Raw genomic sequence first — 14234 nt, 5'->3', positions numbered from 1 at the left:
GAGGGCGGACGAACCCTGGGGGCGCTGTTGCCTTATGCAGCCAGGGAATAGAACTGCTGCGCAGCCGACGGATTGCTCCCTTCGTGGCACTGCATTTGGCCTTTGGCGCTCATATGCATGAGCTCGATACCGCCCAGCAGGATGCGCGCGCAGCGAAAGTCCTTGAACCCAAGCATCGGTCGGGTCAGGCGTTTGATGGCTCGATGGTCCTGCTCGACGATGTTGTTCAGCTACTTGACCTGGCGAATGGCGATGGGAGTTTCCCGTTCGGCGTTGAGGTCGTGCAGCGCCGCCAGGTTGGCCGGGCTGCCGTCGATGGTCACCGTGTCAGGCTGCCCGTGCTGCGCGATGGCCTTCTCGAAAAACCGCCGTGCTGCGGCCTTGTCACGCTGGGCGCGCAGCAGGAAGTCGATGGTATTGCCCGCCTTGTCGACCGCCCGGTACAGGTATTTCCACTGACCGCGTACCTGGATGTAGGTCTCGTCCATGCGCCAGCTCTTGCCCACCGGTCGCTTGTGCCGGCGGAAGATCTTGTTCAACGCTGGCAGCAATTTGAGCGCCCAGCGGTGCACGGTCGAATGGTCAACCGAGATGCCACGCTCGGCCATCATCTCCTCGAGATGACGCAGGCTCAGCGGATAGGCGACATACCAGCGCACGCAGGTCAGCATCACCTCCAGCGGATAGTGCAGGCGCTTCAATACCTTCGCAATCTCCGCGTTCATCACCACTGCCAACCTTGCCTGAGTTCGATATCGGCTCATTCTACCGGAGGCTTATTGCGACAAAACCACAGATTGCAATCCTCGAGAAGCGGCTAGCCGAGTGCGTCAGGTTGCGCCCCGAATATCGTTTGCTGAAGACTGTGCCTGGGATCGGCCAAACGCTGGCGACCACCATCATGTTGGAGATCGGAGACCCAACGAGGTTTGCGAAAGTGGGCAATTTCAGTTCGTATTGTCGCTGCGTGGATAGCATACGGCAAAGCAATGGCAAGAAGAAAGGTGAAGGCAACACCCGCAACTGGCAACGCGTATCTCGCGTGGGCCTTCGTCGAGGCCGCCAATTTCACGTTGCGCCAATGCTTACCCGCGCGGCGCTTCTACGAGCGCAAGCTTTGCGCCACGAACAGCTTCGTCGCGCTCAAGGCGGTGGCTCACAAACTGGCCCGCGCCTGTTATTACATACTGCGTGAGCAGCAGCCGTTCGATGTGACGCGATGTTTTGTTTGATGCGTCGGTGCAAGGCGGCGAGCCACTAAGTTGACTGGCCTGCAGCCAAGGCACTGATTGGATGCCGTCCTGCGCCGACTAACTGTTTGCGGAAGATGAATCGCCCAGCCCGTGAGCCACCGAATGACTGGCGTCGCTTGCGATAGCCAAGGCTTTGTAAATCGCGCCTTTGGACACGGTCTGGCGCCGATGGGCCAGAGTCAAGAGACAAGAATTCCCCCCCATCGTAGGGTGCAGTGGCGAAGCACTGTTGCATCGCCACTGCACCCTACGAAACAAGCTGACTGCGAACAGATCCGCAGCCGCCCTGGCGGCGTTGACCACCCCAGAAAACCATTTCTGGCAATCGCTACCGTGCTGCTCGTGGAGCGAAATCGCGCCCATGTTTTCGTTTGGTTGGCTGCGAACTGAATCGCACCAGACACCCATCGGGATCAATAGGGAGGCAAGGCCGTGACGGCGGGCCTATTGCTCAGGAAGCGGTTGACGGATTTTGGGCCACTTCAGTGACTTCGTGCCAGGCGGCAAACCTCGTGGCAAGCTGCTTGCGATAGAGCGATGTGCGCAGCAAATGACGCTTGAGCGCGAAGTGCTGCCGGATCGGGCCGAAGTTCGACAGGAACGCCTGCGTGCGCTTCGGGTTGCGGAATCCACGCATGTGCCGCTCGCGTTCACGGGTGGGTTGGTGGCATCTCGGCGCGATTGTTCACACGGGCGGCGGCCTTCACGAACACGTGCTTGACGCTGGCCAGCGCCGGGATGTCGGCCTTTGCGGCCGGATAGCTGCGCAGTTGATCCGTGACAATCTTGCGCGGCGCTGGGCAGGAACGCAGCACGCGTAGGAAGAAGCGTTTGGCCGCGGCCTTGTCGCGCCGCTTCTGCAGCAGGATGTCGAGTTCGGCGCCATGCTCGTCGACCGCCCGCCATAGCAGGTAGGGTTCGCCGCGCAGCGTCACGAACATCTCGTCGAGATGCCAGGTGGTCCCCGGCTTGCGCCGTGCGGCCTTGACGCGATGCGCGAAGCCCGCGCCGAATTTATCGCACCAGCGGCGAATCGTCTCGTAGGTCACGATGACACAGCGCTCGAACGGCAGCTCCTCGATATCGCGCAGGCTCAGGTTGAACCTGAAATACCAGCGCACCGCGCAGCTGATGATGACGGCGGGGAAACGGTGACCGCGATAGCGCGATTTCTTCTTCATCGCGCCATCTTACGCGACCTCGCCAACGTGACAGTGCCGCGCGGGTTATACAGGGCGCAGTTCCGACCCCGTCATGACGAAATTGAGGTGATGCCACGACCTTCAAGCCCTGTGGTCGATCGACGTCTACCCCTCAGGTCGTCACGGCGTTGCTGCCGGATGGCTTGAGTCTTGCCCCAAGCGGAATCTCGCCATGTTGCAGATATCGCCACAAGGCGATCGCGAGACGGCGCGCGAGCGCGTACGCCGTTGTGGGACGGAGATGCGGCGGGTGTCCGTTTGCGCGGAACCGGCGGTTCGCCCGCCTATTCCATGAGTGGGGGCGGGGGGCGAACGCGTCTCAGTGATCCTGCGCCTGGATCGGCAGTATGCCGGTATGGCCGTAGAACTCCTGCATGGCGAACGCCTCGCGCTCCTGCCGGGAGCGTGCGCTGCGGTCGAGCATCGAGAACACCCAGATGCCCAGAAAGGCCAGCGGCACGGAGACCAGAGCGGGATTGTCAAGGAACACCGGGGCGTGCGCCTGGTGCAGCACGTCGACCCACACTGATTTCGAGAACAGCGTCAGCAGCACGGACGAGACCAGTCCCAGCGTGCCGCCCATCACTGCGCCGCGCGTGGTCATGCCGCGCCAGAAGATCGACGAGACCAGCACCGGGAAGTTCGCGCTGGCCGCCACCGCTGCCACGAGGCCAACGAGGAAGGCCACGTTGATGTTTTCGAACAAGATGCCAAGACCGATTGCGATCAGGCTCAGGAACAGCGTCGACACGCGGGAGATGCGCATCTCCTTGCGCTCGTCGGTGCGGCCCCGGGAGAGCCAGCAGGCGTACAGGTCGTGCGACACCGTGGTCGCGCCCGAGAGCGTGAGGCCGGCCACCACCGCCAGGATCGTGGCGAAAGTTACTGCGGCGATGAAGCCGTAGAACATGTTTCCGCCGATGGCTTGCGCCAGTTTCACGGCGACCATGTTGGAGCCGCCGATCAGATCGTGCGTCAGGTTGAAGCTGCCGTTGGCGCCGGTCGTGAAGAATTCCGGATGCTGGGCAAGCAGCGCGATCGCCGAGAAGCCGATAACGAACGTGAGCAGGTAGAAGTAGCCGATGAAGCCGGTGGCGATGAACACCGACTTGCGGGCTTCCTTCGCGCTCGGCACCGTGAAGAAGCGCATCAGGATGTGCGGGAAGCCGGCCGTGCCGAACATCAGCGCAATGCCGAGCGAGAACGCGTTCAGTGGGTCCTTCAGCAGCTTGCCCGGGCCCATGATGCCGAGGCCGCCAGGGTGCACCGCGACGGCGTGCTCGAACATGGCCTCGGGGCTGAAGCCAAACTGCGCGAGCGCGGCGAGAGCCATGAACGTGGCGCCGCAGAGCAGCAGGACGGCCTTGATGATCTGGACCCACGTGGTTGCTGTCATGCCGCCGAAGAACACGTAGACCACCATCAGCACGCCCACCACGACCTCGGCCATCCAGTAGTCGAGGCCGAACAGGAGCTGGATCAGCTTGCCGGCGCCGACCATCTGCACCACGAGGTAGAAGATTACGACGACGAGCGAGGTGCTGGCGGTCAGCAGCCGGATCGGCGCCTGCGCGAAGCGGTAGGCCACGACGTCGACGAAGGTGAACTTTCCGAGGTTGCGCAGCGGCTCCGCGAGCAGGAACATCACGAACGGCCAGCCCACCAAGAAGCCGATGGAATAGATCAGGCCATCGAAGCCGAACGCGAACACCATGCCGGACAGGCCGAGGAACGACGCAGCCGACATGTAATCGCCGGCAATAGCCAGCCCGTTCTGGAAGCCGGTGATGCCACCGCCGGCCGTATAGAAGTCCTTGGTGGTGCGAGTGCGGTGCGACGCCCATTTCGTGATGCCAAGCGTCACGAGCACGAACAACACGAACATGCCGATGGCGACGGGATTCAGCTCGACATGGTCGGGGACCGGCCCGGAGATGCCGTTGGCGCGGGCGAGGGCCGCGGCGAACGCGAGGGCGGCGCCGCAGAGGAAACGCAGGGACTTCATGGCTCAGTCTCCCTGGCGCGCCTGCAGCAGCAGGGTCTGCATCAGCGGGTCGAGGGTGCGGTTGGCGCGCCAGACGTACCAGCCCGTCAGGCCGAAGGCGGCGGCAATGATGCCGACGCCGGCCAGCACTCCTGTGCTGGTGGCGGCGCCCGCGTACAGCGGGCGCGACAGCGTCTGCGGCGAGAGCGCGACGAAGAGGATGAAGCCGTAGTACGTGAGGATCATTAGCGCCGTCAGCGCGAAGCTGAAGCGCCGGCGCGACGCGACGAGCTGGCGGTATGCCGGGTTCGCCTTGACGGCGTCGATCTGGGACTGCTGCATGGGTCTGTCTCCTGTGTCATTTCTGGGCGGGCGGTCCGGGTCAGAGGACGCCCTGTGCCTTGAGTAGTTGCGCCAGTCGTTCTGCCGACAGCCCCAGCATCGCATGGAGCATGGCGTCGGTAGCATCGGCGAGCGCCGGCGGACTGCGGCGCACTGGCACGCTCGCCGTCGAGGCGGAATGGCGGGGCGAGCAACTGCGTGCTGCCGGCCTCGGCGTGCGGCTGGGTAGTCACGAGACCGCCCCGCATGGCGCGCGGCAAGGCCATTACCTGGCTCCGCAGCCTTGTTTCCTTGTTGCTCAGATTCTTGCATTGCCTTATTTGATTAACAATACCACCTGACATTTACAAAATGTTAAGCAGTAATGGACAAATGGGTTGGATCTCGGCAATGTTGCGCAGCTTGTACCCGCGGGCTGGCCTGGCTGCTCAGGTCCAGGTGGCGGACAGGTCGGCGATGGCCTGGCTCAGGTAGTCGATCAGGGCTTGGGTCGCGGGGGTCGGATAGCGGTTGGGCAGCGTGACGATGTAGAGCGTGTCTTGCGGGCCGGCGATGCGGTAGTCCGATAGGACCGGCACGAGCGCGCGGTTGGCCGGCACTCGCGAGACATAGGCTGGCATCAGGCCGATGCCCATGCTCTGGCTGACGGCCTCGGCGAGGAACGGGTAGTCGGTTGATTGCAGGGCTGGCTGGACGGTGATCGCATGGACGCCGCCGTCGTGTTCGTGGGTGAGGGTGATCGTCACGCGGCGGCCGGAGTAGGGCGAGGCGACCACAGGATGCCGGTCGAGGTCCTCGGGCGATTCGACCGGGCCGTGCGTCTCCAGGTAGTCGGCCGAGGCGTAGAGCTTCCAGTCCACCGCGCAGATGCGGCGCGCCACGTAATCCAGCGGCGGCGTGGAGGTGATGCGCACCGCCACGTCCACTTCGGCCGCGATCAGGTCGTCGACGCGGTTGTTGAAGGTCACGGTCAGCGCGATGTTGGGATGGGCGCGCGCGAAGTCGAGCAGCTTGGCGCCCACAAACATCCGGCCGACGCCGGTCGGCACGCTGATGCGGACCTGGCCGCGCAGGGTCTGCCCGAGGCTGTCGATGGAGGCGTAGGCGGCGCCCAACTCGTCGAGCATGCGGCGGCCGCTGTTGTAGAGGGTGTGGCCCGCCTGGGTCATCTCCAGGTTGCGGGTGGATCGCCGCAACAACTGCGCGCCGGTCTCCTGCTCCAGAAGCTTCAGTCGCTGGCTGATGTTGGAGCGGGTCATGCCGAGCTTGCGCGCGGCGGCGCTGAGGCTGCGCGAATCGACGATCTCGACAAACAGGCTTATCAGGTTGAGGTCCATAAGGTGGGTCGGGCGTCGTAAACGGACCGAACGAGACGGCGGCGTGCGTAGATTAGTCGAAATGGCGAAATGGCGGAAACATTTCGGAAATTCGACGGCGTCGCCGGAAACACTAAAGCCGCTCCTGAAGTGTCGTTCGCTGTCGCTGACCGAAGCGGGAGTTGTCAACCGCATCATCACCGACTTGGCGGTTATCGACATGGTCTCTACCGGTATCATCGTCTGAGCGTTGGCACCCGGCATTTCCACGGGTGTGCTGCAGGCCAGGCCGGAACCTACGCTGAGCTTCGTTTGCCCACCTCAAGCTGTGTCAAAGGGGGCTGTCGTCCTTTGCTTGAAGTGCCTTGGGGGAAGGGCGTGAGGACATGACCCGCGCTTCCGGATAGCAACTTGCAGCGATGGTGGTGAATCAGACACATGAGTGGCAAGTTCGTCGTCGTGAAGATCGGCCGCTTGTGGCGGATAGGCGACCGCCTGCCGGCTGGAGGTTGCTAGACTTCGGTTTGCTCGTACTGCCTGGTTGACAGATGGAGTGATGAAAGCATCCGGCCTGGGAATAGAAGGTCCGAGGCCAAGCGCCGAACTGGCGCGAGAAATCCTGGCGCGCTCGCAAAAGGTGGCTAGACCGCGACGGCGGATAACGCTTGCCAAGCACATCGAGGCAATGTTCAACGCGCACGCGATTGCGGGTCGCGAGGTGGAGGCCATCATCGCCAAACTCGTTGCCAATCGCTCGATCAGCGACAACGAGGGCGCCATCAGCTATCACGTCTGACTGGTGACGGTCGACCACAGGCCGACCGTCGGTGTAACGATGTATCCAATTCTCAAGGGAACTGGAACGGGCGCGCGACCGGGCGTGCATCGTTCACATTCTTCGCCGGCTCCTGAGGCCTGGGAAATGGATCGCGGCCAGTAATAGTCCTCCGGCGGTGAGAATTAGAATGTCCTGCAAGAGGTGGCCTCGCTTGTTCGGACAGGGATCCGGAGTTTTTAAGTGGAAGCGCTGGGGCCCGATTTGATCGCTGGCAGGGTCGCGAAGTATGCCTCATCTGGGGTCTGGTCCGCCAGACTGGAATGGGGCCGTCGTTGGTTGTACCAAGTCAGGTAGTTAGCGATAGAGCGGCGCGCGTGGCTGACCGAGTCATAGGCTTTCAGGTAGACCTCCTCGTACTTGACGCTGCGCCACAGGCGCTCGACGAACACGTTGTCGCGCCAACTGCCCTTGCCGTCCATCGACAGATCGATGCCGCGGCTGAGCACGGCGTCGGTGAAGTCGGCCGCGGTAAACTGGCTGCCCTGGTCGGTGTTGACGATCTCCGGCGTGCCGTATTTCGCAAAGGCCTCCTCCAGCGCCTCGACCGCGTGGCAGCTCTCCAGCGTGATCGCCACCCGGTGCGCCAGCACCCGGCGGCTGGCCCAATCCACCACCGCCGTCAGGACCTCCCTCGCAATGGTTTTGTCGTGCTTTGCCCATAATATGGGCAGTATTAGGGCGACCCCGAGGGAGAGTTGTCAGGTGTGGGAATTGACTTCGCCGACGATCAGCGAACCGATCTCATGCCTGCGGGATAACGGCAAGCGAGTCGTGGGGGAAACTATGCTGATGGCAGCGTGTCCTGCTGGCACGGCAAACGCGTGGCCGATGCCCGTGACACCGAAGCCCGCGGCCATGGTGTATCCCAGCCGCCGGCTGCGCTCGACGCCCGTGAGGATACGCGCGATCGTGAGGCCATGACTGTGGTATTCAGCTTCGTGACGAGCGTGATGCTGGCGGACCTCAAGGTTCGTCATCAGCGAAAGCAACGACAGGCTGCCGATACCCAGCCCGAGCAGGCGGGTGTGGCCTACCAGGCTCGCCAGACCGGGATTTTGAGGCGGTTGCTGCTCAAGATGCAGGTTGTAGCTGTAGTCGCCGATACGGACGACCAGGAACACGCCCTCGCCGGTTCGCCGCGCCAATCGGCGCATAGTGTGGAGATAGGCCTGCACCAGCGGTGGCCGTGACATTGTGCGCAGGCCCAGGAATGTCGCGGCCGTACCCAGGCGGTAGACGCGCGTCGTGGCGTCCTGTTCCACGTAATGCAGCGCAACCAGGAAGGCGATCATGCGCTGCGCAGTCGCCCGACTCAAGCCGGTGTACTCCACAAGTTGGCGCAGCGTCATGCCGCTGGCGTGGTGGTCCGCCATCAGCGCCAGAATGGAAAACACTCGCTCCAGGCTCTGGACGCCAGCCGGCGTCGATGATGGAGGTCCCACGTCCAGCGCGCTCCTGTCGATAAATTCTTGCCCACATTATAGGCAGTCAGAACTTTTTTTGTTGGTGCATCGCCAGCCATGTCATGAAATTGCTCTCTAACAACAACCGGGAGACTTTCCATGGATTTGTGCTTTAGCGCGGAGGAAACGGCGTTTCGCGAAGAAGTCAGCGCCTTCGTCCGCGACGCATTGCCCGACGATCTCAAACGCAAGGTCTTGGGGCACAAGCGGCTGGAGCGCGACGACTACGTGCGCTGGCACCGCCTTCTGTGCGAGCGAGGTTGGGGAGCGCCTTCGTGGCCGGTGGAGTTTGGCGGCACCGGCTGGAACGCGCTGCAGCGCATGATCTTCGAGATCGAGTGCTTCCGCGCCGGCGCGCCGCGCTTGCTGCCGTTTGGCCTGTCGATGATCGGGCCGGTGCTGATCAAGTTCGCCAGCCGTGAGATGCAGGACCGCTTTCTACCTCGCATTCCGCCTGTTCTCGATTTCTGGTGCCAGGGATACTCGGAGCCTGGTGCCGGTTCTGACCTCGCCTCACTCAAGACGCGCGCGGTTCGCCGTGGCAACTGTTACGTTGTCAATGGCCAGAAGACGTGGAATACCCTGGGGCATCACGCGGACTGGATGTTCTGTCTCGTCCGGACCGATCCGCAGGCCAAGCCGCAGGAGGGCATCTCGCTGTTGCTGATCGACATGAAGTCGACGGGAATTTCCGTCCGTCCTATCGTCACTCTGGACGGCGGGCGCGAAATCAATGAGGTATGGCTCGAAGACGTCGAGGTGCCAGTGGAAAACCTTGTTGGGGAAGAGAATCGAGGATGGACCTACGCCAAGTATCTGCTTGGGCATGAGCGGACCGGCATTGCCGGAATTGGCCATTGCCACCGCGAACTCAAGCTGCTCAAGGAACTTGCCGCCAGGACGCCCTATGGCGGACGCTCGATGCTGGACGAGCCGCGGATGGGCGACAAGATTGCCCGCATCGAGATGGAAGTCATGGCACTGGAAATGCTGCTGCTGCGCGTTGCTGCCCAGGACGATGGCAGCGGTCCGGGGCCCCAGGCTTCCATCCTTAAGATCCGCGGCTCTGAAATCCAGCAGGACCTTGCCATGTTGCAGATGGAGATTGGCGGGCCGCATGCCTGGCCGTACGACCCGCAATGGCTGGTCGACGGGAACGAGCCTTCGTTCAGCACGCCCGCATGGGTGGCCCCGTCGACAGCGGCTTATCTCGACCTGCGCAAGACCTCGATCTACGGTGGCGCCACGGAAGTACAGAAGAACATTATTGCCAAGATGATTCTTGGTCTCTAAAGGACGATTGTCATGGATCTCAAGGCGAATCCCGAGCAGCGCATGCTGTGCGATAGCCTGCGACGCTATCTCGAAAGCGAATATCCCTTCGAGTTCCGTCGCGCACTTGCCCGCCGTGGTGGCGGCTTTAGCCGGGACACCTGGCGCGCCCTCGCGGACATGGGTGTCCTTGGCCTGAGCATCGCGCCGGAGTACGATGGCTTTGGCCACGGCGCCGCAAGTCAGATGCTGGTGCAGCACGAACTGGGGCGGGCCCTGGTGCTTGAACCTGTGACAGCCAGCGCGGTGATGGCTGCGGCCATTCTTCAACGTCACGGCAACGAGGTGCAGCGCCTCGAATGGTTGCCAGCGATGGCGGCCGGTGAGCGGATGGTGACGGTCGCTTATCTGGACGAGGGGGCGCGATATGCCAGCTGCGAGGTCTCCACGCTGGCACGCCGCTGCGAGACAGGCTATCTGTTGTCGGGCCGCAAGATACTAGTATGGCATGGAGAAGCCGCCGACGCACTGCTGGTGATGGCGCGCGTGGCCGGGGAGGGTCTTGCACTGTTCCTGGTGCCGACAACGGCGAAGGGACTCCGGTGCGAGGGCTATCCCACCATCGATGGCATGCGCGCTTGCGACGTGGTCCTGCAAGACGTGATGATTCGCCAGTTGGATTGCATCGGGCAGCTCGGAGAGGGGGGGATCGCCCTGGAATGTGGGCTCGAGCATGGCATTGCCGCTTTGTGCGCCGAAGCGGGAGGCGCGATGGAGCGCTTGATCGAGCTGACCTCTGAGCATTTGCGTACCCGTCAGCAGTTCGGGAAGCCGCTGGGCTCATTTCAGGCATTGCAGCATCGCGTAGCTGACATGCTGGTGCAGAAGGAAATGGCCGTGTCCATGGCGTTTGTCGCGGCGCGGGCGTTGAGCGAAACCAATCCAGCTGAGCGTGGCCGCATGTTGGCGGCAGCTAAGTTCATGACGGCAAAGGCCGGGCGCTTCGTCGGACAGCAGGCAGTCCAGCTGCACGGCGGCATGGGCATGACCGATGAGCTGGCCGTTGGGGACTATTTCAAGCGGCTGATGATGCTGGATCCGTTGCTGGGAGATAGCGACTACCAACTCGGACGCTACAGGGGGTGGATGGCAGCGGCAGCATGAGCCATCGCACAGGGGCCGCTGCCGTGCGCCAGCAGGGCCTCCTGTGCTTGTCTTTAGCAACAGATTCCAAGGGCTCACCGAGATGAGCCACCTTTGAAGGAAGTTCCAGATGGACGTAGAAATCAAGAGCCCGATCCGTACCGAGCCCCGCGGGGGTATCCTGGTTGTTGAGATTGATAACCCGCCGGTCAATGCCGGATCCTGGGCGGTGCGCAAGGGATTGGTGGACGCCGTTGCTGTCCTGGAATCCGGGTGCGACCTGCACGCCTGCGTCATTGTTGGCGCGGGGTCAACCTTCGTTTCGGGGTCGGACATCCGCGAGTTTAACCAGTCGCTTTCGTTTCCGTCGATGGCGCAGGTGATTGAGGCCATCCGTGCCTGCAGCAAGCCGGTCGTATCAGCGCTGCATGGGTTTGCGTTAGGCGGCGGCTTTGAGCTGGCCCTGGGCTGCGATGCGCGGATTGCCATGGCGGGCACCCAGGTCGGATTGCCGGAGGTAACGCTCGGCATCTTGCCCGCCGCGGGCGGGACGCAGCGTGTGCCGCGATGCGTCGGGCTGGCGCGTGCCATCCGCTTGATCTGCACGGGTGAGCGCATCACAGCTGAGCAGGCGCTGGAGCTCGGGCTTGTCGACCGGGTCGTGTCGGGGAATCTCCTGCCCAATGCCATTGACCTGGCGAGATCGCTGAATGGGGAGAAGCGGGACCTGCTCGACAGGCAGGTGCCCGCGGAAGACGAGGCAATGGTTTCCGCGGCGGAGCAGGCTGGCTTGCGCGCGGGCAAGCGACGCCCGGCAGTTGTCGCGGCGATCGCGTCGATCAGGAACGCAGCCCGGTTGGACAAGGCTTCCGGAATGGCCGCCGAACGGGCGCTGTTCGATCAGCTGCAATTGTCTGACGATGCTGTCGCATTGCGGTATCAGTTCTTCGCGGAGCGGGAATCTGTGAAGCTTCCCGCGGAAATCCAGGTCAAACCGCGAGTCGTGCAGACCCTGGCTGTGATCGGGGCCGGGACCATGGGGGGCGGCATCGCCATCAATGCGCTCGACGTGGGCCTGGAGGTCTTGCTGCTGGAGCAGGATGCGGAAGGCATGGAGCGCGGCGTGCAGCGCATCCAGGCGTATTTCAATGGCCGCGTGGCCGACGGCAAGTTGTCCACGGGCGATGTGGCGTCACGGATCAGCCGGCTGAAAGCGACACTCGATTGGAGCTTGCTTAGTGGTGCGGATGCTGTCATCGAAGCCGTGTTTGAAGACCTCACCATCAAGCAAGAGGTATTCCGGAAGATCGATGCGTTCGCCAGGCCCGGGGCGGTCCTGGCCACCAACACGTCGTACCTCGATATCGACGCAGTTGCCGCCGCGACCCGGCGGCCGCAGGACGTGCTGGGCCTGCACTTCTTCAGTCCGGCAAATGTGATGAAGCTACTGGAGGTGGTGAAGGGGCGCGACACCGTGGCGGACGTACTGGCAACGGGCATGGCCCTGGGCAAACGGCTGCGCAAGACTCCGGTGTTGTGCGGCAATGCCTTCGGCTTTATCGGCAACCGGATTTTCAATGCCTATCGCAAGCAATGCGAGTACATGCTCGAGGATGGCGCCTGGCCCGAGGAAGTGGATCAAGCCCTGGAAGCCCTGGGCCTTGCCATGGGGCCATTTTCAGTGGCGGATCTGTCAGGCCTGGACATCGCCTGGCGCATGCGCAAGGCGCAGGCCGAGCAGCGTGACCCGCGGGAGCGATATGTCGACATTCTCGACCGCCTCTGTGAACAGGGAAGGATTGGCCGCAAGGCCGGGGCTGGCTACTACCTGCATGAGTCCGGCAAGGCGGCGGGAAAGACCAGCGATGCCATAGTGCGAGAAATCATCGAGCAGGCTTCGGCTCGACGTGGGCTGAAGCGACGGCCGCTGAGCGCCGAAGAGATCCAGCGTCGGGCACTTCTGGCGATGGTGAATGAGGCAGCACTGCTGATGCGTGACAACGTTGCGAGTCGGGCTAGTGATATCGATGTCGTCCTTGCGCAAGGCTATGGGTTTCCGCGCTGGGTGGGCGGTCCAGTATTTTGGGCACGGCGGCAGGACCCTGCCTCGCTACAGGCAGACCTGCAGCGATTGGCAGAATCTTCCGGCCACGGCTTTGTGCCCGGCGACGTGTCCACCCTCATCAATTCCTAATGGAGAAATTGACTGTGAACGATGCATTCATCTGTGACGCAATCCGGACCCCGATTGGCCGGTATGGTGGCGCGCTGTCAAGCGTACGCGCCGACGATCTGGGGGCGATTCCCATCCAAGCGCTGATGGCCCGCAATCCCCGCGTCGATTGGGAGGCGCTGGATGACGTTTACTACGGTGCGACGAACCAGGCAGGGGAGGATACGCGGAATGTGGCGCGCATGGTTGGATTGCTCGCCGGCCTGCCGCCGGATGTTCCCGGCGTGACGCTGAACCGACTGTGCGGCTCGGGACTTGATGCGGTCGGGTCCGCTGCGCGGGCCATCCGGGTCGGCGAAGCCGGCCTGGTCATTGCCGGCGGGGTGGAAAGCATGAGCCGGGCACCGTTCGTCATGCCCAAGGCGGAAGGTGCCTTCAGCAGGAGCAACGCGGTTTACGACACGACCATCGGGGCGCGCTTTGTGAATGCGCGCATGAAGGAACTCTACGGCGCCGATAGCATGCCGGAGACCGCCGAGAACGTTGCCATGGAGTATGGCATCCAGCGCGAGGCCCAGGACCGCATGGCGCTGGCCAGCCAGTGCCGCGCCAAAGCAGCCCAGGAGGCGGGGCATCTGGCGCGCGAAATCACGCCAGTTAGTGTCAGGCAGCAGAAAGGCCAGGTTCTGCTCGTCGATCGCGACGAGCATCCCCGGGATACAACGATGGAGGCGCTGGCCCAACTCAAGGGAATTGTCACGCCGGGCGGCACGGTGACAGCGGGAAATTCCAGCGGGGTCAATGATGGCGCGTGTGCCCTGTTGCTGGCTGACAGTGAAAATGCTGCGCGGTACGGACTCACCCCCCGGGCGCGAGTGGTCGGCATGGCCGTAGCGGGCGTGCTTCCGCGTGTGATGGGTATCGGGCCGGTTCCGGCTACCCGCAAGGTGCTGGCCCGGACCAGGCTGACGCTGGAGGAATTGGACGTGATCGAGCTGAACGAAGCCTTTGCAGCGCAGGGACTTGCTGTGCTTCGACAACTCGGCCTGGCCGACGATGATGCCCGGGTCAATGCCTGGGGCGGGGCGATCGCGCTAGGGCATCCGCTGGGTGCCTCAGGCGCACGCCTGGCGACCACGGCAGTGAATCGCCTGCATGCTACCGGTGGCCGCTACGCGCTGTGCACGATGTGCATTGGGATGGGGCAGGGTATCGCCTTGATTCTGGAGCGGATCTGAGTCAGCACCC

General features: G+C 63.0%; 11 protein-coding genes and 4 pseudogenes. 8 read left to right on the top strand and 7 right to left on the bottom strand.

The genetic code is table 11. The features are described from left to right. Nucleotides 1-32: 32 nt before the first annotated feature. Nucleotides 33-725: pseudogene (locus tag AC5WJ1_RS30275) on the bottom strand (IS6 family transposase). A 68-nt stretch (nt 726-793) separates the two neighbouring features. Here AC5WJ1_RS30275 and AC5WJ1_RS30270 point away from each other — a divergent pair. After that, nucleotides 794-1232 (top strand): annotated as a pseudogene (locus AC5WJ1_RS30270) (transposase); the annotation flags it as partial. Between the two features lie 472 nt (nt 1233-1704). Here AC5WJ1_RS30270 and AC5WJ1_RS30265 read toward each other — a convergent pair. The 3 genes and pseudogenes from AC5WJ1_RS30265 to AC5WJ1_RS30255 form a co-directional block, all read right to left on the bottom strand. Next, nucleotides 1705-2434, bottom strand: a pseudogene (locus tag AC5WJ1_RS30265) (IS6 family transposase). A gap of 340 nt (nt 2435-2774) precedes the next feature. Next, nucleotides 2775-4460, bottom strand: a complete 1686-nt coding sequence (locus tag AC5WJ1_RS30260) for a cation acetate symporter (RefSeq protein ID WP_494477143.1) — start codon at nt 4458-4460, stop codon at nt 2775-2777. Nucleotides 4461-4463: 3 nt separating this feature from the next. Continuing rightward, nucleotides 4464-4781: a DUF485 domain-containing protein gene (locus AC5WJ1_RS30255; protein WP_494477142.1), complete on the bottom strand. Its 318-nt coding sequence runs from the start codon at nt 4779-4781 to the stop codon at nt 4464-4466. Nucleotides 4782-4891: 110 nt separating this feature from the next. On the opposite strand from AC5WJ1_RS30255, the gene AC5WJ1_RS30250 reads away from it, so the two are divergent. After that, entirely contained in the window at nt 4892-5122 is a 231-nt protein-coding gene (locus AC5WJ1_RS30250) for a hypothetical protein (protein WP_494477141.1), read from the top strand. 87 nt (nt 5123-5209) lie between these two features. On the opposite strand, the gene AC5WJ1_RS30245 is transcribed toward AC5WJ1_RS30250, so the two are convergent. Beyond that, entirely contained in the window at nt 5210-6118 is a 909-nt protein-coding gene (locus AC5WJ1_RS30245; protein ID WP_494477140.1) for a LysR family transcriptional regulator, read from the bottom strand. A 43-nt stretch (nt 6119-6161) separates the two neighbouring features. On the opposite strand from AC5WJ1_RS30245, the gene AC5WJ1_RS30240 reads away from it, so the two are divergent. Both AC5WJ1_RS30240 and AC5WJ1_RS30235 read left to right on the top strand, forming a co-directional pair. Next, nucleotides 6162-6344: a hypothetical protein gene (locus tag AC5WJ1_RS30240; RefSeq protein ID WP_494477139.1), complete on the top strand. Its 183-nt coding sequence runs from the start codon at nt 6162-6164 to the stop codon at nt 6342-6344. A 309-nt stretch (nt 6345-6653) separates the two neighbouring features. Continuing rightward, nucleotides 6654-6893: a hypothetical protein gene (locus AC5WJ1_RS30235; RefSeq protein WP_494477138.1), complete on the top strand. Its 240-nt coding sequence runs from the start codon at nt 6654-6656 to the stop codon at nt 6891-6893. Nucleotides 6894-7111: 218 nt separating this feature from the next. Here the strand turns inward: AC5WJ1_RS30235 and AC5WJ1_RS30230 are convergent. Both AC5WJ1_RS30230 and AC5WJ1_RS30225 read right to left on the bottom strand, forming a co-directional pair. Beyond that, nucleotides 7112-7558: pseudogene (locus tag AC5WJ1_RS30230) on the bottom strand (transposase); the annotation flags it as partial. Between the two features lie 75 nt (nt 7559-7633). Continuing rightward, nucleotides 7634-8329, bottom strand: a complete 696-nt coding sequence (locus tag AC5WJ1_RS30225; RefSeq protein WP_494477137.1) for an IclR family transcriptional regulator — start codon at nt 8327-8329, stop codon at nt 7634-7636. Nucleotides 8330-8497: 168 nt separating this feature from the next. Between AC5WJ1_RS30225 and AC5WJ1_RS30220 the strand changes: the two genes are divergently transcribed. The 4 genes from AC5WJ1_RS30220 to pcaF all read left to right on the top strand — a co-directional run bounded on the left by AC5WJ1_RS30220 (nt 8498) and on the right by pcaF (nt 14224). Continuing rightward, nucleotides 8498-9691 carry an acyl-CoA dehydrogenase family protein gene (locus AC5WJ1_RS30220; protein WP_494477136.1) on the top strand — a complete coding sequence of 398 codons (1194 nt, stop codon included), beginning with the start codon at nt 8498-8500 and terminating at the stop codon, nt 9689-9691. Between the two features lie 12 nt (nt 9692-9703). Next, entirely contained in the window at nt 9704-10834 is a 1131-nt protein-coding gene (locus AC5WJ1_RS30215) for an acyl-CoA dehydrogenase family protein (RefSeq protein WP_494477135.1), read from the top strand. A gap of 109 nt (nt 10835-10943) precedes the next feature. Next, nucleotides 10944-13007: a 3-hydroxyacyl-CoA dehydrogenase NAD-binding domain-containing protein gene (locus AC5WJ1_RS30210; RefSeq protein ID WP_494477134.1), complete on the top strand. Its 2064-nt coding sequence runs from the start codon at nt 10944-10946 to the stop codon at nt 13005-13007. Then, entirely contained in the window at nt 13007-14224 is a 1218-nt protein-coding gene (pcaF, locus tag AC5WJ1_RS30205; RefSeq protein ID WP_494477133.1) for a 3-oxoadipyl-CoA thiolase, read from the top strand. Before AC5WJ1_RS30210 ends, pcaF begins: the two co-directional genes overlap by 1 nt. The last annotated feature ends 10 nt before the right edge of the window (nt 14225-14234 follow it).

Source organism: Cupriavidus sp. MEYA8 (assembly GCF_059278825.1).
The sequence above is the reverse complement of the archived record's forward strand: the minus strand, read 5'-3'. Positions and strand labels throughout refer to the sequence as shown.